This is a genomic window from Halobacteriovorax sp. ZH5_bin.2 (assembly GCF_043196375.1).
Classification (GTDB): Bacteria; Bdellovibrionota; Bacteriovoracia; order Bacteriovoracales; family Bacteriovoracaceae; genus Halobacteriovorax_A.
The window spans coordinates 786,663-812,984 of sequence record NZ_JBEBMJ010000001.1 but is presented as its reverse complement, the minus strand read 5'-3'; the positions used below and the strand labels follow the sequence as shown (position 1 = coordinate 812,984).

General features: G+C 35.9%; 26 protein-coding genes. 10 read left to right on the top strand and 16 right to left on the bottom strand.

Going from position 1 to position 26,322, the window contains the following annotated elements; translation table 11 throughout:
- Positions 1-20: 20 nt before the first annotated feature.
- Positions 21-560 carry a YceI family protein gene (locus ABMA76_RS04005; RefSeq protein ID WP_392909241.1) on the bottom strand — a complete coding sequence of 180 codons (540 nt, stop codon included), beginning with the start codon at positions 558-560 and terminating at the stop codon, positions 21-23.
- Between the two features lie 104 nt (positions 561-664).
- Between ABMA76_RS04005 and ABMA76_RS04000 the strand changes: the two genes are divergently transcribed.
- The 4 genes from ABMA76_RS04000 to ABMA76_RS03985 all read left to right on the top strand — a co-directional run bounded on the left by ABMA76_RS04000 (position 665) and on the right by ABMA76_RS03985 (position 3,151).
- Positions 665-1,531 (top strand): LysR family transcriptional regulator, encoded by an 867-nt coding sequence (locus ABMA76_RS04000; RefSeq protein ID WP_392909239.1) that lies wholly within the window; start codon positions 665-667, stop codon positions 1,529-1,531.
- 99 nt (positions 1,532-1,630) lie between these two features.
- Positions 1,631-2,014 carry an RNA recognition motif domain-containing protein gene (locus tag ABMA76_RS03995; protein ID WP_392909237.1) on the top strand — a complete coding sequence of 128 codons (384 nt, stop codon included), beginning with the start codon at positions 1,631-1,633 and terminating at the stop codon, positions 2,012-2,014.
- Positions 2,014-2,367 carry a DUF1456 family protein gene (locus ABMA76_RS03990; protein ID WP_392909235.1) on the top strand — a complete coding sequence of 118 codons (354 nt, stop codon included), beginning with the start codon at positions 2,014-2,016 and terminating at the stop codon, positions 2,365-2,367. Before ABMA76_RS03995 ends, ABMA76_RS03990 begins: the two co-directional genes overlap by 1 nt.
- Positions 2,315-3,151, top strand: a complete 837-nt coding sequence (locus tag ABMA76_RS03985; protein ID WP_392909233.1) for a S1 RNA-binding domain-containing protein — start codon at positions 2,315-2,317, stop codon at positions 3,149-3,151. The genes ABMA76_RS03990 and ABMA76_RS03985 overlap by 53 nt, the downstream gene beginning before the upstream one ends.
- 63 nt (positions 3,152-3,214) lie before the next feature.
- Here the strand turns inward: ABMA76_RS03985 and ABMA76_RS03980 are convergent, their stop codons facing one another.
- The 5 genes from ABMA76_RS03980 to ABMA76_RS03960 form a co-directional block, all read right to left on the bottom strand.
- Positions 3,215-3,412 carry a cold-shock protein gene (locus tag ABMA76_RS03980; protein ID WP_021267754.1) on the bottom strand — a complete coding sequence of 66 codons (198 nt, stop codon included), beginning with the start codon at positions 3,410-3,412 and terminating at the stop codon, positions 3,215-3,217.
- Between the two features lie 104 nt (positions 3,413-3,516).
- A complete protein-coding gene (locus tag ABMA76_RS03975; RefSeq protein WP_392909231.1) occupies positions 3,517-3,930 on the bottom strand; it encodes an HIT family protein in 414 nt (137 codons plus the stop codon).
- On the bottom strand, positions 3,923-5,146 hold the full coding sequence (locus ABMA76_RS03970) for a TIGR03862 family flavoprotein (protein ID WP_392909229.1): 1,224 nt from the start codon (positions 5,144-5,146) through the stop codon (positions 3,923-3,925). The genes ABMA76_RS03975 and ABMA76_RS03970 overlap by 8 nt, the downstream gene beginning before the upstream one ends.
- Before the next feature lie 37 nt (positions 5,147-5,183).
- Complete coding sequence (locus tag ABMA76_RS03965) at positions 5,184-5,645, bottom strand: BLUF domain-containing protein (protein ID WP_392859829.1); 462 nt, start codon at positions 5,643-5,645, stop codon at positions 5,184-5,186.
- Between the two features lie 96 nt (positions 5,646-5,741).
- Positions 5,742-5,903, bottom strand: a complete 162-nt coding sequence (locus ABMA76_RS03960) for a hypothetical protein (protein ID WP_392909227.1) — start codon at positions 5,901-5,903, stop codon at positions 5,742-5,744.
- A gap of 182 nt (positions 5,904-6,085) precedes the next feature.
- Between ABMA76_RS03960 and ABMA76_RS03955 the strand changes: the two genes are divergently transcribed.
- Both ABMA76_RS03955 and ABMA76_RS03950 read left to right on the top strand, forming a co-directional pair.
- Positions 6,086-7,681, top strand: a complete 1,596-nt coding sequence (locus ABMA76_RS03955; RefSeq protein WP_392909225.1) for an ABC-F family ATP-binding cassette domain-containing protein — start codon at positions 6,086-6,088, stop codon at positions 7,679-7,681.
- Positions 7,682-7,898: 217 nt separating this feature from the next.
- The gene (locus tag ABMA76_RS03950) at positions 7,899-8,570 is read left to right on the top strand and encodes a hypothetical protein (RefSeq protein WP_393060991.1); all 672 of its coding nucleotides are present in this window, start codon (positions 7,899-7,901) and stop codon (positions 8,568-8,570) included.
- A gap of 39 nt (positions 8,571-8,609) precedes the next feature.
- Here ABMA76_RS03950 and ABMA76_RS03945 read toward each other — a convergent pair whose 3' ends face one another.
- The 3 genes from ABMA76_RS03945 to ABMA76_RS03935 are packed head-to-tail and all read right to left on the bottom strand — an operon-like array spanning position 8,610 to position 12,353.
- A complete protein-coding gene (locus ABMA76_RS03945) occupies positions 8,610-11,099 on the bottom strand; it encodes an ABC transporter permease (protein ID WP_393060989.1) in 2,490 nt (829 codons plus the stop codon).
- Positions 11,089-11,763 (bottom strand): ABC transporter ATP-binding protein, encoded by a 675-nt coding sequence (locus ABMA76_RS03940; RefSeq protein ID WP_392909219.1) that lies wholly within the window; start codon positions 11,761-11,763, stop codon positions 11,089-11,091. Before ABMA76_RS03940 ends, ABMA76_RS03945 begins: the two co-directional genes overlap by 11 nt.
- The gene (locus ABMA76_RS03935) at positions 11,763-12,353 is read right to left on the bottom strand and encodes an arylesterase (RefSeq protein WP_392909217.1); all 591 of its coding nucleotides are present in this window, start codon (positions 12,351-12,353) and stop codon (positions 11,763-11,765) included. The genes ABMA76_RS03940 and ABMA76_RS03935 overlap by 1 nt, the downstream gene beginning before the upstream one ends.
- A 130-nt stretch (positions 12,354-12,483) precedes the next feature.
- Between ABMA76_RS03935 and recQ the strand changes: the two genes are divergently transcribed.
- The 3 genes from recQ (at position 12,484) to ABMA76_RS03920 (ending at position 16,018) form a co-directional block, all read left to right on the top strand.
- On the top strand, positions 12,484-14,367 hold the full coding sequence (gene recQ, locus ABMA76_RS03930; protein WP_393060987.1) for a DNA helicase RecQ: 1,884 nt from the start codon (positions 12,484-12,486) through the stop codon (positions 14,365-14,367).
- Between the two features lie 92 nt (positions 14,368-14,459).
- Positions 14,460-15,098 (top strand): hypothetical protein, encoded by a 639-nt coding sequence (locus ABMA76_RS03925; protein WP_392909213.1) that lies wholly within the window; start codon positions 14,460-14,462, stop codon positions 15,096-15,098.
- 281 nt (positions 15,099-15,379) lie between these two features.
- Positions 15,380-16,018: a hypothetical protein gene (locus ABMA76_RS03920; RefSeq protein ID WP_392909211.1), complete on the top strand. Its 639-nt coding sequence runs from the start codon at positions 15,380-15,382 to the stop codon at positions 16,016-16,018.
- 97 nt (positions 16,019-16,115) lie between these two features.
- Here ABMA76_RS03920 and ABMA76_RS03915 read toward each other — a convergent pair whose 3' ends face one another.
- The 3 genes from ABMA76_RS03915 to ABMA76_RS03905 all read right to left on the bottom strand — a co-directional run bounded on the left by ABMA76_RS03915 (position 16,116) and on the right by ABMA76_RS03905 (position 17,923).
- On the bottom strand, positions 16,116-16,295 hold the full coding sequence (locus ABMA76_RS03915) for a hypothetical protein (protein ID WP_392909209.1): 180 nt from the start codon (positions 16,293-16,295) through the stop codon (positions 16,116-16,118).
- Between the two features lie 107 nt (positions 16,296-16,402).
- The gene (locus ABMA76_RS03910) at positions 16,403-17,557 is read right to left on the bottom strand and encodes a hypothetical protein (protein WP_392909207.1); all 1,155 of its coding nucleotides are present in this window, start codon (positions 17,555-17,557) and stop codon (positions 16,403-16,405) included.
- 12 nt (positions 17,558-17,569) lie between these two features.
- A complete protein-coding gene (locus ABMA76_RS03905) occupies positions 17,570-17,923 on the bottom strand; it encodes a hypothetical protein (protein WP_392909205.1) in 354 nt (117 codons plus the stop codon).
- Between the two features lie 389 nt (positions 17,924-18,312).
- Between ABMA76_RS03905 and ABMA76_RS03900 the strand changes: the two genes are divergently transcribed.
- Positions 18,313-18,960 (top strand): hypothetical protein, encoded by a 648-nt coding sequence (locus ABMA76_RS03900; RefSeq protein ID WP_392909203.1) that lies wholly within the window; start codon positions 18,313-18,315, stop codon positions 18,958-18,960.
- Positions 18,961-19,109: 149 nt separating this feature from the next.
- On the opposite strand, the gene ABMA76_RS03895 is transcribed toward ABMA76_RS03900, so the two are convergent.
- From ABMA76_RS03895 to ABMA76_RS03880, 4 genes are all read right to left on the bottom strand, one after another.
- Positions 19,110-20,033: a hypothetical protein gene (locus tag ABMA76_RS03895; RefSeq protein ID WP_392909201.1), complete on the bottom strand. Its 924-nt coding sequence runs from the start codon at positions 20,031-20,033 to the stop codon at positions 19,110-19,112.
- A gap of 108 nt (positions 20,034-20,141) precedes the next feature.
- Positions 20,142-21,896 (bottom strand): hypothetical protein, encoded by a 1,755-nt coding sequence (locus tag ABMA76_RS03890; RefSeq protein WP_392909199.1) that lies wholly within the window; start codon positions 21,894-21,896, stop codon positions 20,142-20,144.
- Positions 21,877-22,503, bottom strand: coding sequence for a hypothetical protein (locus ABMA76_RS03885; RefSeq protein ID WP_392909197.1), 627 nt, complete (start codon positions 22,501-22,503; stop codon positions 21,877-21,879). Before ABMA76_RS03885 ends, ABMA76_RS03890 begins: the two co-directional genes overlap by 20 nt.
- A complete protein-coding gene (locus ABMA76_RS03880; protein WP_392909196.1) occupies positions 22,481-26,020 on the bottom strand; it encodes a PKD domain-containing protein in 3,540 nt (1,179 codons plus the stop codon). Before ABMA76_RS03880 ends, ABMA76_RS03885 begins: the two co-directional genes overlap by 23 nt.
- Positions 26,021-26,322: the final 302 nt, after the last annotated feature.

The window sequence follows — 26,322 nt, the reverse complement described above, 5'->3', positions numbered from 1 at the left end:
TTATTGGAGTCTAAGAAAGCTTATTTTACAACAACATCAAATGCTAAACTAACTTTATCATCAATCGCTTTATCACCAAGGCTCTTAAAGAATGAAGCAGATCCATACTTAAGACCAAAATCTGTACGATTAAACTCTAGAGAACCAACGAAGTTCTTACCTTTTTGAGCGGCCAGGAACTTAACTTCTTTAGTCTTTCCTAAAATTGTAAGGTCAGCTGTTACAGTAAAGCCTTCAACTTTTTTAATATCAAGAGTAGCTGTTGGGTACTTAGTTACATGAAAGAAGTCTTCATTTTTTAGGTGTGCATTTAATTTATCTAACCACTCACCTTGAAGGTCTGTTGCAGTAAAAGAGTTCATATCAACAACAACCTTACCTGATACAAGTTGACCTTTCTCAAGCTTAACATCACCAGACTTAATCTTAACTGTACCGAAGTGACGACCTGTTACCTTAGTACCTTGCCAGAAAACTGTTGATTTTGAAGTATCAATTTTTTCTGCGTTAGTTGCAAATACAGTAAATACCGCAAGGGCGAAAACCATAAATTTACTCATAATATTCCTCCGTTTGAATTATGAAATTATTTTTAAAATATCTTAACAAAATACAGAGGAAAATAAAGATCATTATTAGCGACATCTTGTGCTATAATTCGACCATGATGTGGATAACAATTGAACAAATAAAATGTCTTCAGGCCTTAGAAAAAGCAGGAAGTTTTACAAAGGCTGCCTCAGAGCTTTCAAAGGCAAAGTCAGCGGTAATTTACTCAATTAACAATCTCGAGGAACAAGTGGGATTTGAGCTAGTTGACCGTTCATCATATAGGCCAACGATCACTGCCAAGGGACAAGAGTTTTTAAGCGAGGCACTAAAACTCACAAAACAGTATGATGAACTCATTCACAAAACTCAACAAATCTCATCAAATGTTGAGACGAGATTATCAATTTCAGTCTCAGGAATTTATGGCCTAGATAGATTATATCCGATTATCAAAAATGCCATGGCCCGCTACCCTTCCACAGAAATTATTCTTGAAAGAGAAGTACTTAGTGGTGAAAAAATGCTTCTAAACGACAGGGTCGATCTAGCAATTTTCGAAGATCTCTCTAGTATAAAGAACTTTGATTATAAAGTTGTTGGTAAAGTTGATATGTATCTTGTGGTGGCCAAGGGTCATCCATTTCTAGACCTTCCAAAAAAACAGCAAAACTTTAAAAGCTTGGCACAATTTCCACAGATCATTCAACGAAGTACTATTCCAGATGACTCCACAAGTATTGGCGTTATTGAAGAATCACTCAAGTGGAGGGTGACAGATACGCCGTCTAAGAAAGAGATTATTCTCAATGGATTTGGTTGGGGAAGACTTCCCTGCTCGTTAATTGAAAAAGAGCTGAAGAAAGGCCAGCTCATCCATTTAAAGCACCTCGAATCAAAAGTTCCTGTCACATTTTGCTTAGGACATAAAAAAGAGCACCACTTAGGAGAGGTCGCCCAATTTATCTGGGATTCTTTCTAAAATAGCGCAAATAAATTACCTGATTCTGGCATTTTTTCCCATTTCTTAAGCATTTAGTGCTAAGTTGCAGCATTAATATTGTTAAAATCAAGGTAAGAAATGAAAACTGTTTACATAGGTAATCTCAATTACAAGATCACTTCTGAGCAACTTAAAGGTATCTTCTCACGCTATGGACGCGTTCAAGATGTAAACCTTCTAACAATCCCTGGAACTCAAAAGAGCAAGGGTATCGCTTTTATCAAAATGCAAAATGAACAAATGGCACAAAAAGCAGTCGATGGACTTGATGGTTCGATGCTTGATGGTAGAACTGTAAAAGTCTCTATTGCCAAAGATAATTTCGAAGAGCAGAAGAAACGCAAGAAAGAAACGAAAGCTAAAGTGGAAAAAGAAGAAGCTCAAGAGATCATTATTGAAAAGAAGAAAGCTCGTCGCCGTCGCGGTCTCAATGAATTATTCGAACACTTAGGAAAGAAATAATGACGAATAACGATATCTTAAAAAAACTTCGTATTGCCCTTTCTCTAAAAGACTTTGAAATTATCGAGATCTTAAAACTTGTTGATTTTGAAATGACAAAGACTGAGCTATCAGCATTATTTCGCAAAGATGATCACCCAAATTACAAAGAGTGTGGAGATCAAGTTCTAAGAAAGTTTCTAAACGGTCTAATCATCAAGAACCGCGGAACACGCGAAGAGAGAGAGGCCAAAGCTCAAGCATATAAAGCTCAGGCGAAACCAGCAGCAAAAACACCATTTAAGAAAAAGGCAAAAACAGATGCTCCATATAGGAAAAAACAATACTCTAAAAGTCCTAAAAAAACTTCATAACGGCTATAGTTTAATCGATGAAGAAAATATTCAGGAAGTATTTCTTCCAGAGAATTTCGCACCCTTAAAGATTGAAGTTGGTTCAAAGGTTAAGGCCTTTGTTTATCCTGATACACAAGGGGAATTAGTTGCAACGACTGAGCTTCCAGTTGCAGTTGTTGGTGAATATGCCCTACTCGATGCCATAGAAATCCAAGACTTTGGGGCCTTCTTTGACTGGGGAACATCCAAAGACCTTCTCGTTCCAGGTAATGAACAGAAAATCAAAGTTAGAAAATTTGAATCCCATATTGTTCGTATCTGTAAAGAAGATGGAACAGGCCGTATCTTTGGAACAACAAAACTTGGAAAGTATATTGAGTCTTCTGATTTCGATATTACAGTAGGCGATGAAGTTGACGTATATCTCGCTAAAGAAAGTGAATTAGGTTTTAGAGTTATCGTAAACAAGAAATTCATTGGTATGATTTACAAGAATGAAATCTTTCAACGTGTCTCTTGTGGAAAATACTATAAAGCATTTGTAAAAAAGCTTCGTGAGGATGGACTTGTTGATGTCGCCCTCCAAGAACAAGGTGTAAAGAATCTTGTGGATTCAAAAGATATTATTATCGACTTCTTAGAAAGAAATGGTGGTTCCTCATTTTTAAATGATAAGAGTTCTCCGGAAGATATTAAGAACTTCCTTAATATGAGTAAGAAGACCTTTAAAAGAACGATTGGAATGCTTTATAAAGACAAGAAGATTACTATTTCAGACAGTGGAATCAAGTTAAATCAATAACAAAAAGAAAGGCCCACAAAATGTGGGCCTTCTTTTTTAAGTACTCAAATATATAATTTAAAATTAACCTTGAACTACTTTTACATTTACGGCACATGGACCTTTAGGACCTTCACCTAATTCGTATTCTACGCTATCACCGTCATTTGGCTCTCCACCTTGAACTGAAGAAATGTGGAAGAAAAGATCTCCACCGTCATCTTTTGTGATAAATCCAAAACCTTTAGCTGAATTGTAGAATTTAACTTTACCTGTACTCATTTAATTAACCTCGTAAAAAATTTTTTTTCGTTAAAGAGATTTTACCTCAGTGTTCCCATAATTCCTAAGAAAAAAGGAAAAAAAATTTATTTTGCTGATCCTTGTCACTTAGACAAACGCGATGCTTCAAAATGTGCTCTAAACGTATTCTCTAAGTCACTGATTTTATAGGTTTCTTTATTTGCCTTCGTTCCCCATATTGCACCTGGCCAAGAACGATCATTTTCATAACGACAGATTATATGCACATGAAGCTGGGGAACCATGTTACCAAGGGCCCCAATATTTAATTTTTGAGGGCCATACTTATCTGTAAGAAAGCGACTAACCTCATTAATCTCCTCTAGTAAAGTCACTTGATCTTCCCACGAGAGCTCATGAATTTCACGAATCCCCTCACGTTTTGGAATAATAACGGCCCACGGATTTTCCGTATCCGGCAAGAGCATAACTTTTGAAAGCTTCATATCATCTATTTCAATTAAGTCTTTTTTTAAAACTTCGTGTAGTTTAAACATCGATACCTTCTTTCTTCTTTATTGATTTTACGGCCCTATATGCCGTCGAAAAACAGCCTTGTAAGAGATAGCCACCTGTTGGTGCTTCAAAGTCTAGCATCTCTCCAACAAAGTAATACTGGTTATTTTTAATAGCAGACAAATCATCATTTAAAGTTTCAAAGCAGACACCGCCAGAAGTGGAAATGGCCTCTTCGATTGGTCTCGTTCTTCTTACTTCAATCGGACAATCCTTTATCGTCATGGCCAAGTACTCAATATTTTCTTGGGCCCTTGAGCGATCGAGAACCTCATAAAGTAAGGAAGTAGCAATCTTATCTAAGCCTAATTGCTTTCTTAGTCGATTAGTTAGAGAGTCCTTACTTCTTTTTGAAAGCTTTTCTATGACCTCTTCTATTCTTAAATCTGGTTTAAAGTCGATATGAAGATAAGCGCTTTGAGTCTTTTCTAATTCATCACGAAGTCCATTTGAGATTGCATAAACAGCACCACCTTCAACACCATAAGGAGTGAGCATAATCTCTCCTCTTGCACTTTGAGTTTCATTAAAGACAACAATATTCTTAACAAATCCACGATCAACTTTTTCTTGAAAGTGTTTTGACCAATCAATTTCAAATCCACAATTCATGGCCTTTAAAGGAGCGGTTGTTACCCCGAGGGCCTCAATATAATCCATCCATAATCCATCACTTCCGGTCTTAGTCCAACTACCACCACCCATTGCAAGTATGTAATAGTCAGCTTTCTGGGCCTTATCGCTATGATCATGCTTAAAAATCAGATCACCATCTGGCGTAATATTTGTAAGGGAGTGCTTTAGATGCAGATGAAAGTTTTCATGTGACTTTAGTGTATTCATCCATTGATGTAAGATATCTGCGGCCTTCATTTTCTTTGGAAATACTCTCCCACTTGTTCCGACAAATGTTTCCGTACCAAGGGAATTTGCCCATGAAACGAGATCACTTGCACTAAAGTCTTTTAATAAAGAAGTAAAACGCTCTTCATCTTTAAAATATTTTTTTGCAAACTTATCTAGCTCTTCACTATGAGTTAGATTGAGACCACTATTTCCTGCAACTAAGAACTTCTTACCAACACCACCGGTTTGTTCATATAGGTGAACCTCTATTCCAGAATTTAATAATTCATAAGCACAGAAGAGGCCGGCGGGGCCTCCTCCAACAATGGCAACGATAACTTGATTTGACATGATAAAATATTATCACGCCAACAAGTTAGAGAAAAGCCTAAGCTGCTTTTGATGATATCGTATCCATATCAATCTTGTAGCGCAAAGCTTCGATCAAGCGGTCAACCTTCTCCTGAGATATAGGTTCTTTTCGACGAGAATCATTGATTAAATCATTCCATGCTATCACATGATCAATGACATCTAAGTCCATATCATTGAGTTTAACCAAGGCCAGTGGCCAATTTTCGAAGCTGCGATTTTCAATCTCACGATCCGTGAGTAAATTCACATTCTGATGGCGAGGATCCAAAATAATTTTATTATATGTGTAGATAACATCATCTTTCTTACCTTCAATAACCTGAAAGAAGAAACCACTATTGTACATTAGAACACCTGTCACATCTCTAGCGTTATTATTTCTAAACGAAGAAGAGACAATCTTATCCAAGTCCTTCTCTGGCTTAAAGTCACCTGTTTTTTCGCTGATATAAATGATTTGATATTCTTTGCTCATAGAAACCACCTTGCTGCATATTTACTTTTATTATAGATGTTTAAGAGTCCAAATGAAGACAAGAATGCTTAAATTGCAGTTTAATAATGAATCGTTTCATTCCATATTTATTTCACTATGACTAAGTAGAGTTCCAATATGTCCGTCTTTAATGATCTTAGCATTTTCGCTAATTTGATATTTTGATTGGTACCCATAAACTTCCACAGCCTTAAATAAAAAGAACATTATTGTTAGAAGTGTGGCCCAAAATTTCATCTCTAGCTCCTTGTAATATCAGTATCATACTGCTCAACGAACTCTGGAGACTAGTAAAGATAGAGGCCATAAATCAAAAATAATATTCATTTAACAGTCCAGTAAATCCATGGACTAATCGCATTAAATAGTTTAAGGTGAAGCCGTTAATTCATTGATAATTTAAATAAGAAGGATAATTTATGATTTCCACTTCCAATGTCAGTTTAAGCTTTGGTGGCAAGAAGCTATTTGAAGACGTTAATATCAAATTTACGCCAGGTAATTGCTACGGTTTAATTGGTGCCAACGGTGCTGGTAAGTCTACATTCATCAAAGTTCTTTCTGGTGAAGTTGAGCCAAATACAGGAACAATCAACATTACTCCAGGCGAAAGACTTTCAATTCTTAAGCAGGACCACTTTGCATACGAAGAAGAACAAGTTCTTCAAGCTGTTCTTATGGGTAATGAGAAGCTTTACTCAATCATGAAAGAAAAAGATGCCATCTACATGAAAGAAGATTTCAACGATGAAGATGGAATGAAAGCAGCTGAGCTTGAAAGTGAATTTGCTGAAATGAATGGTTACGAAGCTGAGTCAGAAGCAGGAATTCTTCTTTCTGGTCTTGGAATTGGAACTGAGTATCACTACAAATATATGAAAGAGCTTACGGGGCCAGAGAAAGTTAAGGTTCTTCTTGCTCAAGCACTTTTTGGTTCACCTGATATTCTTCTTCTGGATGAGCCGACAAACAACCTTGATATCAAGGCCATTCAGTGGCTAGAGAACTTCCTACTAAATTATGAAAAGACAGTTATCGTTGTATCCCACGACCGTCACTTCTTAAATAAAGTATGTACACATATTGCAGATATCGACTTTGGTAAGATTACAACTTATGCAGGTAACTATGACTTCTGGAGAAAATCTTCAGAGCTTGCTCAAAAGCTTCGTGCAGACCAAAATAAGAAAGCAGAAGATAAGGCCAAAGAACTTAAGGCCTTCATTCAACGATTCTCTGCCAATGCTTCAAAATCATCTCAAGCAACTTCAAGACAAAAGCAACTTGAAAAGCTTGAGCTTAATGACCTTCCAAAATCAACGAGAAAGTACCCATTTGTACAATTCGATCCGAAACGTGAAGCAGGAAAAGAAATTCTACGTGTTGAAGGAATCACTAAGACAATCGACGGCGTTAAGCTTTTAGATAATGTTACATTCATGATTAACAAAGACGATAAGATCGTTCTTCTTGGTGAGAACGATGTTGCTAAGTCAACTCTTATGAAAATCCTTATGGGAGAAATGGAGCCAGATTCAGGTTCTGTTGAATGGGGTGTAACAATCACTAAGTCTTACTTCCCTAAAGATAACTCAAGCTACTTCATGGATGGTAAGAACGATCTTGTGAACTGGCTAAGACAATACTCAGAAGATAAGGATGAGACATTTATTCGTGGCTTCCTTGGTAAGATGCTTTTCTCTGGAGAAGAGGCCCTTAAGAAGACTAATGTTCTTTCAGGGGGAGAAAAAGTTCGTTGTATGATGTCAAAGCTTATGCTTTCTGGAGCCAACGTTCTCCTTGTTGACGGACCGACTGATCACCTTGACCTAGAAAGTATCACGTCAGTGAACGAAGGCTTCACAAGATTTAAAGGTAACCTAATCTTTACTTCTCATGACCACGAGTTCATTCAAACGGTAGCAAACCGTATTATCGACCTTGACCACACAACTGGAAAAGTAATTGAAGATAAGTACGTTAGCTACGATGACTACTTAGCATCAAAAGCATAATCGCTATCAAATACTAAAGGCCTCTTATGAGGCCTTTTTGCCACTTTTACCTTATTACAAGGTTATTTCCTGTAAGAAAATCCTCTAAGCATATAAAATCCCGTAATTTAAAATGTAAGAAAGTAAATTTCCTTAGCTAAACAAAATTTTAATTTCAAAAAAGTCATCCCACGCGCTAGAAATTGCCAAATTCAGTTAAAACTCAGAGGGAGATTTTATGAAAAAATTGGTTCTACTACTAGTCCTTACGGCCCTGACAGCAACGACTTTCGCCGCACCGGAAAGAGGCAGAAGAAATAATAATGATGACGAGTTAAGAAATCGTCGCTCGCGTGATGCTCGAGATAGCAGATATAACAGAGACTCGCGCCGAAATAGACAACGCGATAGAAGATATGATGATCGTCGCAGTGACCGAAGATATGATGACAGACGTTACGATGACAGACGCTACGACGACAGAAGATATGACGATCGTCGAACAACAAGACCTGATCCGACACGTGCTTACCGTCGCTACCGTCACACACCAAACCGTGACTATGTAAGACACAACCGTCGTTGGACAACGGCCCGTGATTACCACAGAACAGTAAGACCAATCTATGTTTACAATAACCGCTGGCTAAGAGTTCGTGTCTCTTATGTTGATGGTTACTACTGGGATTATGATTATCCATACTTTATCTACAACGGCTACCGTCATCGTTATAGCGCGTATGATACGTGTAACTACGAGCTTGTTGATAGCTGGAGCGATTCAGTTGAGAGAACTTTCTACACATACTCATGTTCGACAGGCTATGACCTATGTGCAGATCTGCGTGATGAGCTGAATGATTATGAATACGATTACCGTTATTTCTGTGCCGAAAGATATAACTGGTAGATTCAATACTTATATAAGGGCCACAAAAGTGGCCCTTTCTTATTTTCGAATGAATCGATTAAATGAAGAAAAAGAAATTAAGATTGAGAGAACGATGATTAGAATAGCAAAGCCGAATATTTCAACAGAGCTGAAAATATAATTTAAATCGAATTGAAGTTTAGCAACAGCATAAGTCACAAGCTGTCCTAAGGTAATCCCTACCACAACGGCACTTACTGACATAAGGGCCATCTCTTTCATAATGGACTTTCTAATCTCACTAAAACGAATCCCAATAATATTAATAAGAGAGATATCTTCTCGACGAGATTCTAATTGGTGGGCAATAAGTGAGTAGATCACAAGAAGTCCCACAAGAAAGACAATGAAACTCATGGTAACGAGAATCTTTGTGATACTCTCCATTATAGTAGCAACTCTTTTAAGAGAGCTTTGAATATCAATTAATGACACATTTTGAAACCTGGCCGCGAAGTCAGATTGAAGCTGATCATTAACAACTCCATCACCTTTTCCAATGGCAGCAATGAAAGTCTTTGGTGCATCTTCGAGTACCCCTGGCCCAAATGAGATAAAGAAATTTGGCAAGAAGCTCGTCCAACGAATTGAGCGTAAGCCTACAACTTTAGCAATAATTGGCATCCCTAGAATATTGTATTCTAATTCATCACCAAGGTTAATTCCCAGTCGACTCGCATAGCGCTGTTCTAATGAAACTTCTGCCACTTCATCAGATTCAAAATCAAAGCGCTTAGGCATTCGTCCTTCGACAATCTCCTCACCTCTTACAAGATGATCGCGGTAACTTAAGTTAGCACTGCGATTGCGACTACGTTGCTCTCTTTGTTCCTCACGAGTGAGATCACTAAGTTTATCTGGGTTATAACCTTCACCATTAATCTTTACGAGACGGCCACGAACCATTGGACTGATATTGAGAAGTTCTAATTTTTTATCTGAGACAAAAGTTTTTAGATCCTCAACTTGTTCAGGTTGAATATCGAAGAGGAAATAAACAGGGCGCTCCTCGGCCGGCATCGAAAGCTCTGCTCCAATGATATTCTTTACTGAAGGAATAAGTGTCATGAGACTCGTTGAAATGAACAGACATAAGAAGATAAACAAAGTTGAAATCTTATGACGAGTCACGTACTTAAAGGCCATATTAGATGATAAGCTAAGTTTTGGATTAAGTTTTCCAAGCCATGAAAGAACAAAACTTCCCACAGGAAAGAAGACTCCCACAATTAGGAGGAAGACTGCAATGAATGCACTACCAACAATTAAGCTCTCAGATAAGTAAATCGCCATTACCCAATAGAAAAGTACAATTGGAATAAATAGTAGATAGTCATAGAAGTTTTTCGATAAACTTGTGTCGTGATCAAAGAGTGCCTTTTGATCAACTCTTAAATAAGGAATAATAAGAGCTGGGGCCAAGACAATAGTTGAGGCAACACCAACGGCCATCGTCACAAAGAAAGTAGAAAGATTAAAATCTAGCTCAAAATTAATTCCTAAATTTCGACTAACCATGCTCTGAATAACAGGACTAAATGCCGTCCCAATCGCAATTCCTAAAAGTGAACCAAATAGGCCTAGAAAGAAAAGCTTTAATGTATAGATCTTAAAGATATCCTTCTTCTTCATGCCAATAAAGCCAAGAATCGCTAGATCCTTTCTTCTCTTTAAAAGGAATCCTCTAAAGAGGTAGATGAGGCCAAGACCTGCTAGAAATAGTCCACACAGCGAAACCAGCCCAAGAAAGTCTGCGAGATAATCCATTGAACGCCCCACTCTTTCAGAATTAGACTGAGGAGATCGGATGCGAATTGAAGAGTCAATGATTTTAGCTTTTAAATCCTTTTCTGTTTTAATAAGTTCTTTGTCGCTTAACTCTTTTGCCATCTTAAAGTGTAGGCTTCGCCAAATTGTACTACCAGGTTTGATAAGATCAGTAGAATCGAGAACTTCATTTTTCAGATAGAGTCTTGGAGCAAGTTGCCCCATGGAAAAACCGGCCGAACCATCTTCTTCGACAATTCCCGCGACTTTAAATATTTTAGATCCAATCTTTATCTCCTTGCCTACATCAAGTCCAAGTTGACCAACAAGTTCAGGATAAATAAAGACTTCATTATCTTTAATTTCCTTAAAGCTCTTACCTCTTTTAGAGATGATATCGCCGTAGAATGGAAAGCCAGTTCCAAGACCTCTGATATTAACGAGTCGACTTTTTTCGCCGTTAAAGAGCATCGAATAAAGTGAGCGATTGCGAGTCATCTCACTATAGTCGAGATTAGATTTTGCAATCTCTAAGCTATCTTTTGTAATGGCAATACGTGAACTCACGGAAATATCAGAACCGAGAAGTGTTTTTGATTTTGCTGTAAGCGCACTATCAAAAGAAGACTTAAAAACTTCAATAGTTGAAAGGCCAACCATTCCTATCGAGAGATTTAGAATAAAGATGATAAAGAACATTGGAGAGCTTCTAAGCTCTCGCATAACCATTTTAAGCTTCAAGACTTAGCACTCCATTTTCTAAGTGATAAATCTTCTCACACCTCTTTGCTAAATCCTTATCGTGAGTGACAAGAACAAGGCTCATCTTTTCATCACGAACAATATCAAAAATGAGATTCATGACTTCATCACCTGTATTCTCATCAAGGCTTCCACTTGGCTCATCTGCCAAAAGAACACCAGGGTGAGTGACGAGAGCGCGAGCAATGGCAATCCTTTGCTTCTCTCCACCACTTAACTGATTTGGAAAATGCGTCTTTCGGTGACTCATCCCTACTTTTTCAAGAAAGTAATCCACACGACTTTTATCAGAAACACCATTAACCTCAAGAGGAAGCAGGACGTTTTCATATGCATTTAAGTGTTCTAATAAATGAAATTGTTGAAAGACCACACCAATATGCTTTGCTCGAAGATCAGTGATCTCTTCACTATTTAGATCTTTAAGTGAATTATTGCGATATGAAATATCACCACTAGTGGCATCATCAATTCCACACAGAAGAGATAAGAGAGTGGATTTTCCACTACCAGATTTTCCAAGGATTGCGATGGTCTCCCCTTCGCTAACTCCAAGCTCAACACCTTTTAATACATTGAGGATTTCTTCTCCTTGAGAAAAATCCTTTCTTACTTCTTTGAGTGATAATACTAATTCAGTCATTATAAAGCTTTCCTTATAAACGGTGCGACCGTCTTTGCAATGATCTTGTGTCCTTCCTCATTTGGGTGGATGCCATCGTCAATATTATACTGACGCTGTCCTGCTACATCCTTAAGTAAGAATGGAAGTAGTGTAACTCCCTCTTCTTTCTTTAAATCAGGAAACATTCTTTGAAATTCTTTCGTATACTCAGGGCCATAATTTGGTGGGATCTGCATTCCTGCGAGAATAACCTTTACACCCTTACTCTTTGCAAGCTTGATAGCATTTTTTAAATTCTCTTTTGTTGAATGAAGCTTTATTCCACGTAGCCCATCATTTGCCCCAAGAGCAAGTAGCATGACATCAGGCTTTCCTCTTAAAGACCACTTAAGGCGAGAAACAGCTGAAGCAGAAGTTGAGCCACTGATACTTGCATTCATCACTTCAATTTCGATTCCATCTTTTTTCAAGATATCTTTCACAAGATTTGGGTAGGCCTTCTCTGGATCAATTCCATATCCGGCAGTAAGAGAGTCTCCTAGAAAGAGAACTTTCGGCGCAGCAAATGTTGAGAGACTAATTAATAGAACTAGTAAAAATTTATTCATAACAACTCCAATCATATTATTTTAGGGCATCACAGCAAAAATAGCGAAGTTCATTTCGCTTTTTTACAAAGATTTAACAAAGCCTTTATTAATGCTTTGCTGGCCCTCTTTCATCAGTTAAACTAGATAAGTGAGTCAAGGAATCGAGATACTTCAAAATATATTTGGTTATAGTGCCTTTCGCGGCAATCAAGAAAAGATTGTGGAAAGTGTCATTGCAGGAAATAACGCACTGGTCCTCATGCCAACAGGTGGTGGGAAGTCTCTGTGTTATCAAATTCCAGCACTTGCCCGCTTTGGGACGGCCATTGTTATCTCTCCCCTCATTGCTCTTATGAAAGACCAAGTTGATGCCCTCATTGAAAAAGGCGTCGAAGCGGCTTACTTAAATTCTTCAATTTCTCATAGTGAACAGGATGATATTGTGGGAAATCTTCTCAATGGAAATATTAAGATTCTCTACGTCTCGCCAGAGCGTATGATGAACGAATACTTTCAGCGAATCTTAGATCGCATTGAGATTTCTCTCTTTGCCATTGATGAGGCCCACTGTGTTTCTCAATGGGGCCATGACTTTAGACCTGAGTATATGCAGCTAGGCATGATCACAAAGAAATTTCCAGACATCCCTCGCATTGCTCTAACTGCAACGGCCGGTGAAGCAACACGTGGTGAGATCATTCGCTGCCTAAACCTCCATGGCTCAAATCTCTTTATCAGCTCTTTTGATCGACCAAATATTACTTATGAAGTTCAAAAGAAGACAACGAAAGAAAAAGACTTCTATCGTCTCACGCAATTTGTTCAAGACAATCTTGATGGCCAATCAGGAATCGTCTACTGCCTTTCACGCAAGGGTGTTGAAGAATGTGCAGACAAATTAGTTAAAGCAGGATTTAAGGCCTATGCCTACCATGCGGGAATGAGCGCCAGTTACCGCGAAAAAGTTCAAGAGAAATTTATCACTCAAAAGAATGTCATCGTTGTGGCAACGATTGCATTTGGAATGGGAATTGATAAGGCCGACGTACGCTTTGTTGCCCATATGGATATGCCAAAGTGTCTTGAGTCCTACTATCAAGAAACGGGACGAGCAGGACGAGATGGACTCCCTTCTCAAGTTCTGATGTTCTATGGACTAAGAGATCTTGTTCTTTTAAAAAGAATTGCTAATAAAGGCGTTGGCGCAGCAGCTCGTCGCCGCGTGAATGAAGAAAAGCTTGATGCCATTCTTGGTTTTTGCGAGGCCACAACTTGTCGCCGCGAAGTTCTTCTTAATTACTTTAATGACCCCTATCAGGGCCCATGTGGTAATTGTGATATCTGCTTAAGTGAACAGACTAAGCAGAAGCTTATTAATGCAACTGAAATTGCCAAGGCCGTTCTCACTTGTGTTTATGAAACTGACCAGCGCTACAACGTCCACTATATCGTGGATGTTCTCAAGGGAAATATTTCTGGCGTCATTCAAAAAAATGGCCACCACCATATCACAAGCTTTGGTTATGCAAGTAAAGAAGACGAAGGGTTTCTCTATTCTCTTTGTCGCCAACTAATTGCTCAAGGTCATCTAAAGATGGTTATGGACGGAAGTTCAGAGATTAAACTTACTCAATCGGCCATCGATGTTATTGAAGATCGCAAGCAAGTCATGATTCGTGCAGACTTTAAAAAAGGTGCACCAGCATCAAAGTCGTCTGCGACTAAAACAAAAGCAACAAAGAAGAAAGCAGTTCGCAAAAAGGCCACAACTCGCAAGAAAGCTGTCGCCACATATAAGCCTAATGACGGAACAGATAAAACAACGTATGAGAATTTAAAAGTTCTACGATCAAAGCTTGCAAAACAGAAACGCACTCAGGCCTTTAAGATTTTTCCAGATAAGACTCTGATGGAAATGGCCGCTCAACGTCCACAAACTCTCGATGATCTTGAAAGTATCTACGGGGTTGGACCTAAGAAGCTTAAGCGCTTTGGAAAGATTTTCCTAGAGGCATTAAATGGGGATGCTTAAACTATTTCTTACGCAAAAGATAACGATTATATTCATCTACGGATTCCTCTAAATTTAATTTATGTGGTAAAATTACATATAGAGGAGACTGAATGAAAAAAGTATTACTTCAAGGCCTAATTTTACTACTAGCAAGTACAACATTTGCAGAAGACTATGGTATTGCAAGATACAATACTCTACATAAAGTCACAGGTAGTGGAGGCATACTACTTTTTTTCCCTGACAATGATGATGGAAGAAACCTCCTTAGATATGGACCTGGGACGCTTTTTCATAAGCAAACTAAAGAGTGTGCATCAATCAACTTACTAGATAGAGACAAACAACCACTAAAAAAGATAGGCTGCCCAAAGCATGTCTTAGAAAAACTCGAATTAGATAAAAAAGTGCGAAAACATCAAGATTGGGCCTCTTTTAAAAATGACTTAAAGAACTGCCTACAAAAAGAAGACCTTGTTTGTCTGCGCGGCTTGATTTCTCCGAATGTTAGAATTTCACCAAATGCACCAGGCTTCTTCTTGAAGAAGGAAAAATTATTAAGAAATGAGCTTGAGAAAAAAGACTTCAAACTTATTTTAAACAAACTAAACAACTTCAAAAAATTCGACACAGGCTTTGGCATTTATTACACTTTAGACGTAGCCGACCATAATATTTACATAGAGTCTATAGAATCAAATAACGAAAAGTTTTTAATAATAAAAAGATTTACTACTAGTTCCGATTAAGGCTCCTTCAAAAAGACAGGAGCCTTTAATTACTAATACCCCAACTCGTCAAGGTCTCGACATATTGAATCTAAGTTATATTCAGAGTTTGTACAATTACTTTCCTTCAATTGATAATAGCCAGCTTGATCTAAAACCTCACTTGTTAGTGAAGGTACTAAATCAAGGGACGGATTCATATATGGAACGCCTATCCTATACGCAAAAGATAACGATTATATTCATCTACGGATTCCTCTAAATTTAATTTATGTGGTAAAATTACATATAGAGGAGATTAAATGAAAAAAGTATTACTTCAAAGCCTAATTTTACTACTAGCAAGTACAACATTTGCAGAAGACTATGGTATTGCAAGATACAATACTCTACATAAAGTCACAGGTAGTGGAGGCATACTACTTTTTTTCCCTGACAATGATGATGGAAGAAACCTCCTTAGATATGGACCAGGGACGCTTTATCATAAACAATCTAAAGAGTGTGCATCAATCAACTTACTAGATACAGACAAACAACCACTAAAAAAGATAGGCTGCCCAAAGCATGTCTTAGAAAAACTCGAATTAGACAAAAAAGTGCGAAAACATCAAGATTGGGCCTCTTTTAAAAATGACTTAAAAAACTGTCTACAAAAAGAAGACCTTGTTTGTCTGCGCGGCTTGATTTCTCCAAATGTTGAAATTTCACCAAATGCACCAGGCTTCTTCTTGAAAAAGGAAAAATTATTAAGAAATGAGCTTGAGAAAAAAGATTTCAAACTTATTTTAAGCAAACTAGACAACTTCAAAAAATTCAACACAAGGTTTGGCATTTATTACACTTTAGAGGCAGCCAACCATAATATTTACATAGAGTCTATAGAATCAAATAACGAAAAGTTTTTAATAATAAAAAGTTTTACTACTAGTTCGGATTAAGACTCCTTTCAAAAAGATAGAAAGAACATCCTTCAATGTAACTTGATAAATTCATTGAATTGAATCCGAATAAGTATAATTATCTTTAAGCGTTTATTTAATCAGCAGTATCATTTGGAGAAATATTGATACCTTCAATAATCCATTTATTATTATAACTCTTTGACTTAGTAAATCCTACACCATAGTGTTCGTCGTCTACAACAAATCTTAAGTATGCAACTCCTTCATTTTTATCTATTTCTAATTGTCCAAGTATATCGATAATATTTTTCAAACGTTTCTTAGTTAGAATGTAGTGTTCACAAAAGAATCTCCAGCGCTTTGGGAAGATTTTTTTGGAGCACTTAGCGAATTTAAATTACACTTTATTAATGGCAAGTATTACCACTTCAATTCAATATCTGTTACCTTTTTACCATCTCCCAAAATGATAAGAGAAGGCGTTGAATATCTTAATTGATCTTTATTACCGAAGAGTCTATAACCTACAAATTCGTTGCCAACTTTAACATCTTTAAACGGAGACCACTTATCATAATAGCTTAGATAATCAGCATCAATAAAGAAGCTAAATTTAGATCCAATCATATCCCTTTGTTTTTCATCTAGCTTGTAAGCATCTTTATTCCACTTAATATCAATTCCTACATTATAGGCTTCGTAATAAGTCAAATATAACATGATCGCTAATGATTGATCTCTGATTAACTTAGCCGAATCAAAAACCGACTTAACTAAAGCGTTTCGTAGGTAATCTTCCATATTTATTTTTGTCTGATTAAGTATAATAATAGTTCCATCACTAGAAAGATAATTCTCGAATATTTTTCGGTCTCTACTTAGTAATATTTCTCTAAATTCATATAATTTATTTTCTGCTTCGAGCAATTTATTACCATATATTGTTTTTAGTGCTTCACTCGTAGGAGGACGAACAAACTCAATACTTACTTCAGCTACATTTAAATAATACGATTGTCCTTCAATATTAATAACTGCATATTTCTCAGTTAATTCATCAACTAGAATCGTTCTTCCATGATTAATATAAAAACTAAATTTTTCAGGATAATAATCATAAAACAACATATCATAACCAAGCGTATAAAGAGTTTCTTTTGTTTCAGGCTTTCTTCGACGTACACAAATGGTTTTCTTATATTTCCCTAGAAACTCAATATATTGATCTGCAGTATCCACATATGCCCCTAACTCACTACACTTGGTCATGTCAGAATGATTTTGGGGGGAATCACCTTTCTTCCAGTCCACAAAACGTAGAGCTACCTTCTTAAATTCTTTATCATGATAGAGTTTAAAGCGAGGAATTTGACGAACATTTTTATTTTCTTTGGAAGGTTTAACAAGTTCAAGAACGAGCTGAGTTTTCTTAAATGGAAAACCTTGAAAATTGTTTTCTTTTAAAAAGATCATCGCTTTTTTATCGATGGCGCTTCTTTCCACGAGTGAATAGTCTTTTGCGAAACTATTAAAAGAAAATAAAATTAAAATGAATAAAATATTTATTTTAACCATAAGTCTCTCCTCCTACCTAGAACATGTACAACTAGGACTACTTGTTCTCAATATGCCACTAGCTGATGTATTGCTACAGAAACCAGACATTTCAAACTGATCAGTACTACTAGAGAATCTTTTAGAATCTACAGGTTTAAAGTATTCAACATTTTCAAGCGATGTATATATCAATGAGCACCCCACTTGATTACCAGCCCCATTCTTATTAGCAATACAACTCACCTCACAGACAGGATTCGAAATAAAATAGGGGCCACTCCCATCCTGCCCATACTCTTTTCCTTCTGGAGGAATTGGACGACAAAGCTCTGCTGTAGAATTCCCAACAAAGAAAATAGTTTCGACATAATTTCCCTCACACATCAAATTTATGAAATAATTATCGGATATAAATGAACTGAATGTTACCTATTTCCACACAAGTTATATTGAGTCCGAGTTCATCGTATTTAGCAGTGTCAAAGTCAAGAAATTCTAAAGAAAGAGATTCCAGAAACTAGAACTTTTAACAAAAAAATTGCCAACAATATGAGAGAAGTTGATTGGTATGAATGTGAGTCTGTTGTACGAGGAGATTTATTACTCAGACGTGCTACTTCCTTCATTTCTAATGAAGGCAGTCTGGTATCATTTATTTGCGAGAGAAAAAGGGGAAAGAACTTTGATACACATTACAACTTAACTAGGTGAATAAAATCTCCTGTTTTTTTTACAACACAAGATATTACAATATATTTTATCAGGAGAAAGCGATGAGGATAATTATTCGATTACTAATTTTGATAATAGTATCTACTAACGCAATAGCAAGTAATGAATTTGACACAAAAAAATATGAAAGCTCTGCTGGCTACATGGGCGCAGCTTATGAATTCATCTACTTCCCTGAAAATGATACAGGCAAAGGACGCTTAAAATATGGCAAAGGGACAATGTATCATATTAAAAGCCAAGAATGTGCATCATTGTATGCTACGATGGGCCAAGCAAGAAATATAAAAAAAATAGGTTGTCCTAAGCATGTACTTGATAAATTAAAAAGAAACGAAGAAGTAAGAATACATAATACGTGGGAAGACTTTAAAGCAGACTTTAAGAATTGTTTAACCAAGGAAGATTTAGATTGTCTAAGAGGCTTAGTTTCTCCAAAAGTAAAGTATAACCCTGGTTCTTTTGGTCATTTTTTAAACAAGGAAGAATTGTTAAGGAATAGGCTTGAATCAAGACATTTTCAATTTCTTCTGGGAAAGCTCGATTCATTTAAAAAACGAAAGTCATCTATTGGACCATATTTTTACTATGAAGATAAATATTATGATGTATTGATTGGAACATACTCTACACCTAACACTAATCAAAAAACACTAATAATAAAACGATTTTTCACTCAAACATTTTAAAGCGGCTATAAGAATTCGGCTCCAGGAGCTTATTAGTATCTACTTATTACCGGCATTCGGTTCCAGGTGCTTTTTCATTCGCCTCAACAAAAATGCGCCTAAATCGTTATGAGAAATTGCTGCAAGGATCACTGCCGATTGAGAATCAATTACCTAGCGTTACAGAATTCATTATATAAATTATTTGTATCAAATGAACAAACAATCTTCTCTAAGAAGAAATTTCTTTTGTCATCTTTTGAATATTTGATTAACTTTTTTACTTCAAAAATATTTTCATGATCATTAACAACATCACTTAAAATATTTGAATAAGAGTCAATATCTAATCTTTTATTCTGATTTATAATTTCAAAAACTTTAGAGAAAAATATGTATTTAACAGTCTGACATTTTTCATTCGAAATATATACAGAGTGCAAATACTTCAAATAGCTCTGATTATATTTTTCAGCAAACAAGAGTCTGTAATATAATTCAGTATAAAATATCGGGCCACAACTAAGAGGTAATGAAATATGTGTTACTCCATTTCGAGAAAGAATATGATCAATAATCATTGTCCCCTTAGACTGACCAAAAGAATCTTTCTGAGCTTGCCAAAGCTGATACAGGCTATCTTTACTTATATTTGAATAATCACGATTATCGTAGATATACTTCAATAATTTATAACAACGATCTCTTTTACCCTCTATTTCCCTATCAGACCTAAAGCAAAATGCAAGGTTATCATTTAAATAATCCAATAAATTCTGCTTCCTTAAGTAACTTTCATCATAATTTCTTCGATAACTAGCCAGCTGCGAGTAGTAGATAGACCATACAGGAAAGAACAAAGTATAATTATTCATTAAAGGAACAAGATTTTCTTTTTCTTTATTAGTAAGCATATCATGATAACCGTCATCAAAATTTAGCATACTAAACGATAAGATCAGCCATACAAAAAGCTTTCCAAATGTTAGAACGAACGCCCACGCCCACTGAGCCTTGCCACTTAATGGCCTCCCTCTCCACTTATAGTAAGAAAAAATGCTCAAATAAATAATTAATCCATCAAGAAAAATCAAATTATTCCTCTTTTACACACCGTCAATGGAAAAAACATCTAGAGCCTGACTTGTAACAAGTAATAAAAGATAAGCCACCTCTAGTCACCAATTCAATAACTTAAAAGACTACTTTGAGCAAGAACAAGATGGTTCCGACTCTCGAAGACCACCACTAGGATCTGAATTATTACAATACCCCGTCATAGTAATCGAGTCCTCACTCACTGAGAAATACTTCCCTGGAATCGGCTTAAAATACTCTACATTCTCCATATTATCATCATACACTAGAGAACATCCTATGTTAGCCTCTTCTCCCTTTATAGGGATGCATGTGACAGGACAGGATGGTGTAGAGTCATAATATGGGCCACTACAATTTTCCCCATAACTCATTCCATCACGAGGCTTTGGCTTACATAACCCATCACAATACACTTGGTCACTTTGACGACAACAACTTGCTCCCTCGCACAACTGTAAACTAGCAAAAAAACGACCTTTGTACTCAAATTCATCTAAATATAAATATTCTAAAGTTAGGTCAAAGCTATAATTACTTGGAAATAATGGTTTGGCCAATGTGACTTTATTACTCTCCTCTCCATTAAATAATTTCTTTAACTTGTCGTTTGTATAAGTAAGGTCATCTAATTCATTAAAGTCTACATATAAATCTGGTTCACTATTTAATACAACCTCTACACTATCTCCTTTATCAATAACAGTAAGATAATCCTTTAACTCTCCTGAGTTATCCTTATCTTTAAGTTTTATTTGAAAGTCACAAGTCGCAGGCAATGTATTTGCAAGAGTAGACATATTTTCCAGAAATACTTTTTGCATACTTTTCACCTCACCGGTAAAAATATCTTTTACATAAACATTATTATTTAAATATAAACCTAAAAAACTATGGTTATCTCTTAACTGATTCGGTGAAAATGTATTTAATATATTTTTTTTAAAATTGCCAGGATCACTAATAAACGAAGAGAGTGCCCTTCCAAATAATGAGGAAGGATTATCTTGACGTACGAAGTTATGGCTTGAAGGAGGAGGTGACGTATAACTTCCACTATATTTATTCAGAATATCATCATCTAAAATAATATATCCATAATTTGGATATTGATAGCCAGAGTTATGAGGAGGAGCGACGCCTAAAGCTGCAATTTTACGAGACTTAACATAATCACTATCTTCGTCGTTACTATACTCCAATGCATATGGAAAAGTATACAGATAAGACTGGTCTACATAAAGTGCACCTTGCGAGTGGCCAATTAATATAGTATTCATACTATTATCAACATTATTTAAAAGTTTTGTTTTCAATTGGTTTAAATCACCGCCTAATTCTTGATCTTTATTAATTCGATCTTTAATTTTTGAAACTCGCTTTATAATCTCCTCATGCATCAAACGCTCCGATTCACTTGTGTACACGGGACAAGGAAAATCTTCTACCAAGTAAGCTGCAAAACATTTATCAACAAAACTTTCTTCGACAGGTTCTATTATGTGTGAAAGCTGGTTAATTTGTTTTTGAGCTTCCTTTAAATCATAATAAGCATCATTAGCGAGATCACTAAAAACACCAAGAAGAATGCTTCCTCCTTCTGACCTATTATGAACAAAGTCAAACTCAACAGCCTCCCTCTTGCTAATCAAGCTCCCATTAAAAAAAAGAGATTCTAAATTTTTATCACTAGTCTCATATAAACTCTTAATACTATTTGTCTGCAGGACAGGACGACGCACATTACCTACTCCATTTACATAAATCACGTTAAGTGCTTTTGAATTACAAACAGTCGCATATACTTCCGCAAAAATGATCATAGAAACGAAAATCCATTTACTCATCATAACTATCATAAATCAACCTCCAGCGTTCTTTAACCTCAAGTTCCCCTCTTGACATAAACTTCGCAATCTTATCTTTAGTAAAATTTCGATAATCCCTATAATACTTTACTAAAACAGCACTCAAATACTCATGCGGAAGTTCACAATATTTATCAGGAAACAATTGATACGGGTATTTCTTGAAATCATTATTAGACCTTAAGTAGTACATTTTATTAATTCTCAATCTTTTTTTGTACTGTTTACCTAGAATTTTTTTATATAATTTTAAATGGTACGCCCTACTTGACTCAACATCATGATGAAATCTATAAGAGACCTCATCATTAGGCATCAAACTTTCTGCATACGAATAGCACCCTTCCGAAAGACTCTCCTTGCGAAGCCATTCATAAACTGCTTTTTCATCATTTAAATCAAGCTCTAATAAGTCATAAGTATCATATACCCACTTTTTAGAAAGATACTTCGCTTCAGGAACTCTAAGAGTTTCAGCGATCCACTCCTGAACTTCTAAAAGTTTTTCTTCTTTTGATTTCTTTACAACTTCGTTTTTTTCTTTTGGATTACAACCAAAAAGAATAAACAATAAACTAATTAAGACAATCTTCCTCATTAAATTCATTCCTTGTTTCAGAATTATATAGATCATATATTTCGACTCTTTTTATTACTCTATCTACATTATCAAAGGTATTTCCTTCTAACTCAATAGCCAAGCTACTTGCTAACTGGTCATAATTTACCAAATTCTGAGACTTGAAATATTGAGACAAACAAAAAACTGCCTTTTCTCGTTTAAAAATCGCTTCATTAACCTCTAATTCGGTCATTACACTTAATAATCGAGTGTTTTCAACTTGAACGTTCTTTAGTTTCTGCAATAGATCTGAATTACCTTTGGCATAATTTTCAAGACCTCTTTGAATATCATCTCGTATCAAATCATTATCACTGTCTACTCCGATCAAAGTTGAAGCATTTTCTAAACGATCAGGATAGGGAACCGCCAGATTAAACACATTAATTATCTCAGAATGTTCAGTAACAATATTATTACTACCTTTCGTTTCGAGTTTTACCGTATACTCCCCCTGCAAAGGAAATAAGTACTCTAGAACATATGATTCCGTAATAATAATTTCTCCATTAACATACCATTTAAATTCTTTTACATCTGTAAAGTTAGACTGTGACAATGAAGCATTAAAAATAACTTTAAGATTCGTATCTATCATGTATGCATAATTGGCCAGAGGTGTGCCATTTATGTTTAAATAATTAAAATTAATCTTAGCTTTAGTTTCCGCTGCGAGATTGTCTGTGACAATAAGTTCAATCGAGAATTTCCCATATGATGATGGTTTGATGCTTACGACGCTACCTTCGTAAGTATACTCATTAAAATTCCACTTAAAATCCAATCCTTCGCTATCATCGTATGTCCCTAAAGCATTACATTCAATACGATCAGCCTCTTTTTGACTACATTCTGCTTGTATTACAGGAGACTTATTTACTTCAATAGTTTTACTTAATGTGGTTACTTTTCCCTCGTTGTCTATTACACGATGCTCTATGTCTAGAGGTGATTCATCTAACAATTCTATTATAACTGACTGACCTTCATAAACTTGATCATTAATATAAAAAAATGATGAAGCTATGTACCCATCAGAATCTCTTGATGTCGACACACAACTAAGTTGAGTATGTATTGATTGCGAACAATCAAAAGAAGCGATAGGTGCAATATTCCCATTAACAAAAATAACTTGATTAGCTGTCGCACTTAATCCGTTATCATCTGTAACAGTTAATGAAACATTTACATTTCCACTCTCTGATACAGATACTTCATCAAGATTAAAGCTTGTATATTCAACTCCATTAACATTCCATATACTAGATACAATTACACCATCATCTGTTGAGTGATTTTGACATGATACTTTTAAAGAACTTGGTGAATGACAATTAAAGCTTACATAAGGAGCTAAATCTTCTTTTACTTCTTGATTATTGTATTCCACTGAGTCAACATAGCTCCCATAACTTGTTGTAACCGTCATCTGAATAACATAATTATCAGGTTCACTATATTCATAGTCGAAAAAATCCCACGTCCAACTAGAAGAAGCTGGATCAAATGTCTCAACACTCCCATCACCCCAGTCAATTTCAATTGATTGAATCTCTTCTTCTTTTGCAAGTGCGACAACATCACATCCAACGTAGAGTCCACCTTCATCAAAGCATTCAAGATTTGAAATAAAATCCTCACCTTCTTCAGCAATAATGACTCGTGCAGTTTGTGAAGCACTCATTCCATATTCATCTACAACTGTTAATGTTGCATAATATGTGCCCGGATCATAAAAATGCGTATGGATTGGCTCATTTCCAGTGTAGACAGTGCCATCCCCATAATCGAAAGTACGGCTTACGATTTCCCCTGTCGGAGACATCGAAAGATCTATATTAAATGCTACGTGAGGTGCAAAATATTGTTTTTCATATCTAAAGTTAACAAGTGGAGGCTGAGCAGCGACTTCCTCGTTTGTAACAGTTACTTGCTTTGTTAAAGTTTTAACTGTTTCTCCATTTTCACCGGCCTTAATAAACTCAACATTTACCTCATATGTACCAATCGATTGATAAGAGTGTTTAACTCCTCCCTCATCCGGTACCCAATGTTCAGAGACCTCTCCGTCGCCCCAGTCAATGACAAGACCATCAAAAAGCCCTGCAGGGTCAAAGACTCCACGAAACTCGATAAAAACCTCTTTTGGAGCAGAAGGAATAATGTCAAATTCCATAACAGGTGCAATGATCTCCATTTCTTCATTTGTTCCAACAAAAACTTTTCTTTGATATCTAAAGACTTGATTATAAATATCAGTTACTTCAAGAGTTACATCATGCGCTCCGTTTGCGATGTTATTTATAAAAATAGAATCAAGATGATAGAAATTTGGAAGATTATATTCTTGCTCATTTACAATAAATTTTGCACTTGTTATTTGATCACGAGGAATACTTTGGATAAAAACAAGCTCTAGCATTCCATCTTCTACTGCATACTTAAAGAAAGCTTCTCGATCATTTGTTATCGGTGCAGAAACAGTAATTTTTCTTTGTGCTGTCGACACGTACCCGAGATTGTCTACTATCTTGGATTTCACATAGTAAATACCTTCTTGATTAAATGTATAAGTAAAAATATTGCCTTCATTTTTCTGCAATACTTCTCCATTAACAGAAAAAGAATGCTCTAATATTCCATTTGCAGCACTTGAACGACTTGAATCAAAAGTTAATGTTTCACCAATTAGAACTTGTGTTTCAACTTTCTTAATACGAGAAGTCGGCCTCGATGCATCAAAACAACTCCCTGTACCAAGAGTTAGCATATTTCTCAACTTACACTCAGGTGCCTGCGCACTCAATCCAGTTGATTCAATGACGACATTGTTGGCCAGTCTTACTTCAGTGTCTGATATGATAGACATTTGCGGAGTTATAATTTGAGTATCTCTCCAAATACTAGAAAATTCATCACGAGATTCAATATTGATTGCCCCCGTAATATTATAAGAAGATGAATAACCAAGAGTTGCTCTTTTTGTACCGTATAGATTCAAATTAACAGCATTAACAGAAGATGTATTTCTAATATGAACCCTTGAGTCTGCCGACTCGCCATTAGAAACCAATGAAATGCTATTAACATTAATTGTTGCTTCCTTTTGAATTGCAATTATTTTTTTTGAATAAAGATGAATATTGTTTGCAGAAATATTTTTTCCTGCGTGTAGACGAATACCATCTCTAGCATCAAGACAGATATCTCCAGTCGTATTGATTTTAAAGTCTTTATGGTATCTAACGAGGCATGGCGTATGTAGCTCTATATTTTCATCACCTAGTAAATCAAAAGCTATTGTTAGGTTACGACTTTTAAGATGAGACTCGGTTTTATATCTGTCAAGATCTGCTAGGGAGTTGGCCCTAAAGTTCTTTTCGCACACAATTGCTGTATCAAATTCTTGTTGTACACAAGACTCATCCGCTGAAACACTAATATTTAATACGAATATAAGAATTCCCAACAAAGAAAATAGTTTCGACATAACTTCCCTCACACATCAAATTTATGAAATGATTATCGGGTATAATCGAACTAAATATTACCTATTTCCACACAAGTTATATTGAGTCCGAGTTCATCGTATTTAGCAGTGTCAAAGTCAAGAAATTCTAAAGAAAGAGATTCCAGAAACTAGAACTTTTCTCAAAAAAATTGCCAACAATATGTGAAAAGTTGATTGGTATGAATGTGAGTCTGTTGTACGAGGAGATTTGTTACTCATTTTCACTTCGTGAAAATATCGTTCTCTTTATGCGTTAACTTTCCCATTGGCCCTGAGACGAA

What these genes read in the sequence shown, in the direction of transcription:
- ABMA76_RS03910 (WP_392909207.1), bottom strand. Translation starts at nt 17,557, where the DNA reads ATGGTTAAAATAAATATTTTATTCATTTTAATTTTATTTTCTTTTAAT.
- ABMA76_RS03990 (WP_392909235.1), top strand. Translation starts at nt 2,014, where the DNA reads ATGACGAATAACGATATCTTAAAAAAACTTCGTATTGCCCTTTCTCTA.
- ABMA76_RS03905 (WP_392909205.1), bottom strand. Translation starts at nt 17,923, where the DNA reads ATGTGTGAGGGAAATTATGTCGAAACTATTTTCTTTGTTGGGAATTCT.
- ABMA76_RS03975 (WP_392909231.1), bottom strand. Translation starts at nt 3,930, where the DNA reads ATGTTTAAACTACACGAAGTTTTAAAAAAAGACTTAATTGAAATAGAT.
- ABMA76_RS03880 (WP_392909196.1), bottom strand. Translation starts at nt 26,020, where the DNA reads ATGTCGAAACTATTTTCTTTGTTGGGAATTCTTATATTCGTATTAAAT.
- ABMA76_RS03940 (WP_392909219.1), bottom strand. Translation starts at nt 11,763, where the DNA reads ATGACTGAATTAGTATTATCACTCAAAGAAGTAAGAAAGGATTTTTCT.
- ABMA76_RS03980 (WP_021267754.1), bottom strand. Translation starts at nt 3,412, where the DNA reads ATGAGTACAGGTAAAGTTAAATTCTACAATTCAGCTAAAGGTTTTGGA.
- ABMA76_RS03995 (WP_392909237.1), top strand. Translation starts at nt 1,631, where the DNA reads ATGAAAACTGTTTACATAGGTAATCTCAATTACAAGATCACTTCTGAG.
- ABMA76_RS03900 (WP_392909203.1), top strand. Translation starts at nt 18,313, where the DNA reads ATGAGGATAATTATTCGATTACTAATTTTGATAATAGTATCTACTAAC.
- ABMA76_RS03950 (WP_393060991.1), top strand. Translation starts at nt 7,899, where the DNA reads ATGAAAAAATTGGTTCTACTACTAGTCCTTACGGCCCTGACAGCAACG.
- ABMA76_RS03985 (WP_392909233.1), top strand. Translation starts at nt 2,315, where the DNA reads ATGCTCCATATAGGAAAAAACAATACTCTAAAAGTCCTAAAAAAACTT.
- ABMA76_RS04000 (WP_392909239.1), top strand. Translation starts at nt 665, where the DNA reads ATGATGTGGATAACAATTGAACAAATAAAATGTCTTCAGGCCTTAGAA.
- ABMA76_RS03885 (WP_392909197.1), bottom strand. Translation starts at nt 22,503, where the DNA reads ATGAGGAAGATTGTCTTAATTAGTTTATTGTTTATTCTTTTTGGTTGT.
- ABMA76_RS03970 (WP_392909229.1), bottom strand. Translation starts at nt 5,146, where the DNA reads ATGTCAAATCAAGTTATCGTTGCCATTGTTGGAGGAGGCCCCGCCGGC.
- ABMA76_RS03925 (WP_392909213.1), top strand. Translation starts at nt 14,460, where the DNA reads ATGAAAAAAGTATTACTTCAAGGCCTAATTTTACTACTAGCAAGTACA.
- ABMA76_RS03955 (WP_392909225.1), top strand. Translation starts at nt 6,086, where the DNA reads ATGATTTCCACTTCCAATGTCAGTTTAAGCTTTGGTGGCAAGAAGCTA.
- ABMA76_RS03920 (WP_392909211.1), top strand. Translation starts at nt 15,380, where the DNA reads ATGAAAAAAGTATTACTTCAAAGCCTAATTTTACTACTAGCAAGTACA.
- ABMA76_RS04005 (WP_392909241.1), bottom strand. Translation starts at nt 560, where the DNA reads ATGAGTAAATTTATGGTTTTCGCCCTTGCGGTATTTACTGTATTTGCA.
- ABMA76_RS03965 (WP_392859829.1), bottom strand. Translation starts at nt 5,645, where the DNA reads ATGAGCAAAGAATATCAAATCATTTATATCAGCGAAAAAACAGGTGAC.
- ABMA76_RS03935 (WP_392909217.1), bottom strand. Translation starts at nt 12,353, where the DNA reads ATGAATAAATTTTTACTAGTTCTATTAATTAGTCTCTCAACATTTGCT.
- ABMA76_RS03960 (WP_392909227.1), bottom strand. Translation starts at nt 5,903, where the DNA reads ATGAAATTTTGGGCCACACTTCTAACAATAATGTTCTTTTTATTTAAG.
- ABMA76_RS03890 (WP_392909199.1), bottom strand. Translation starts at nt 21,896, where the DNA reads ATGATAGTTATGATGAGTAAATGGATTTTCGTTTCTATGATCATTTTT.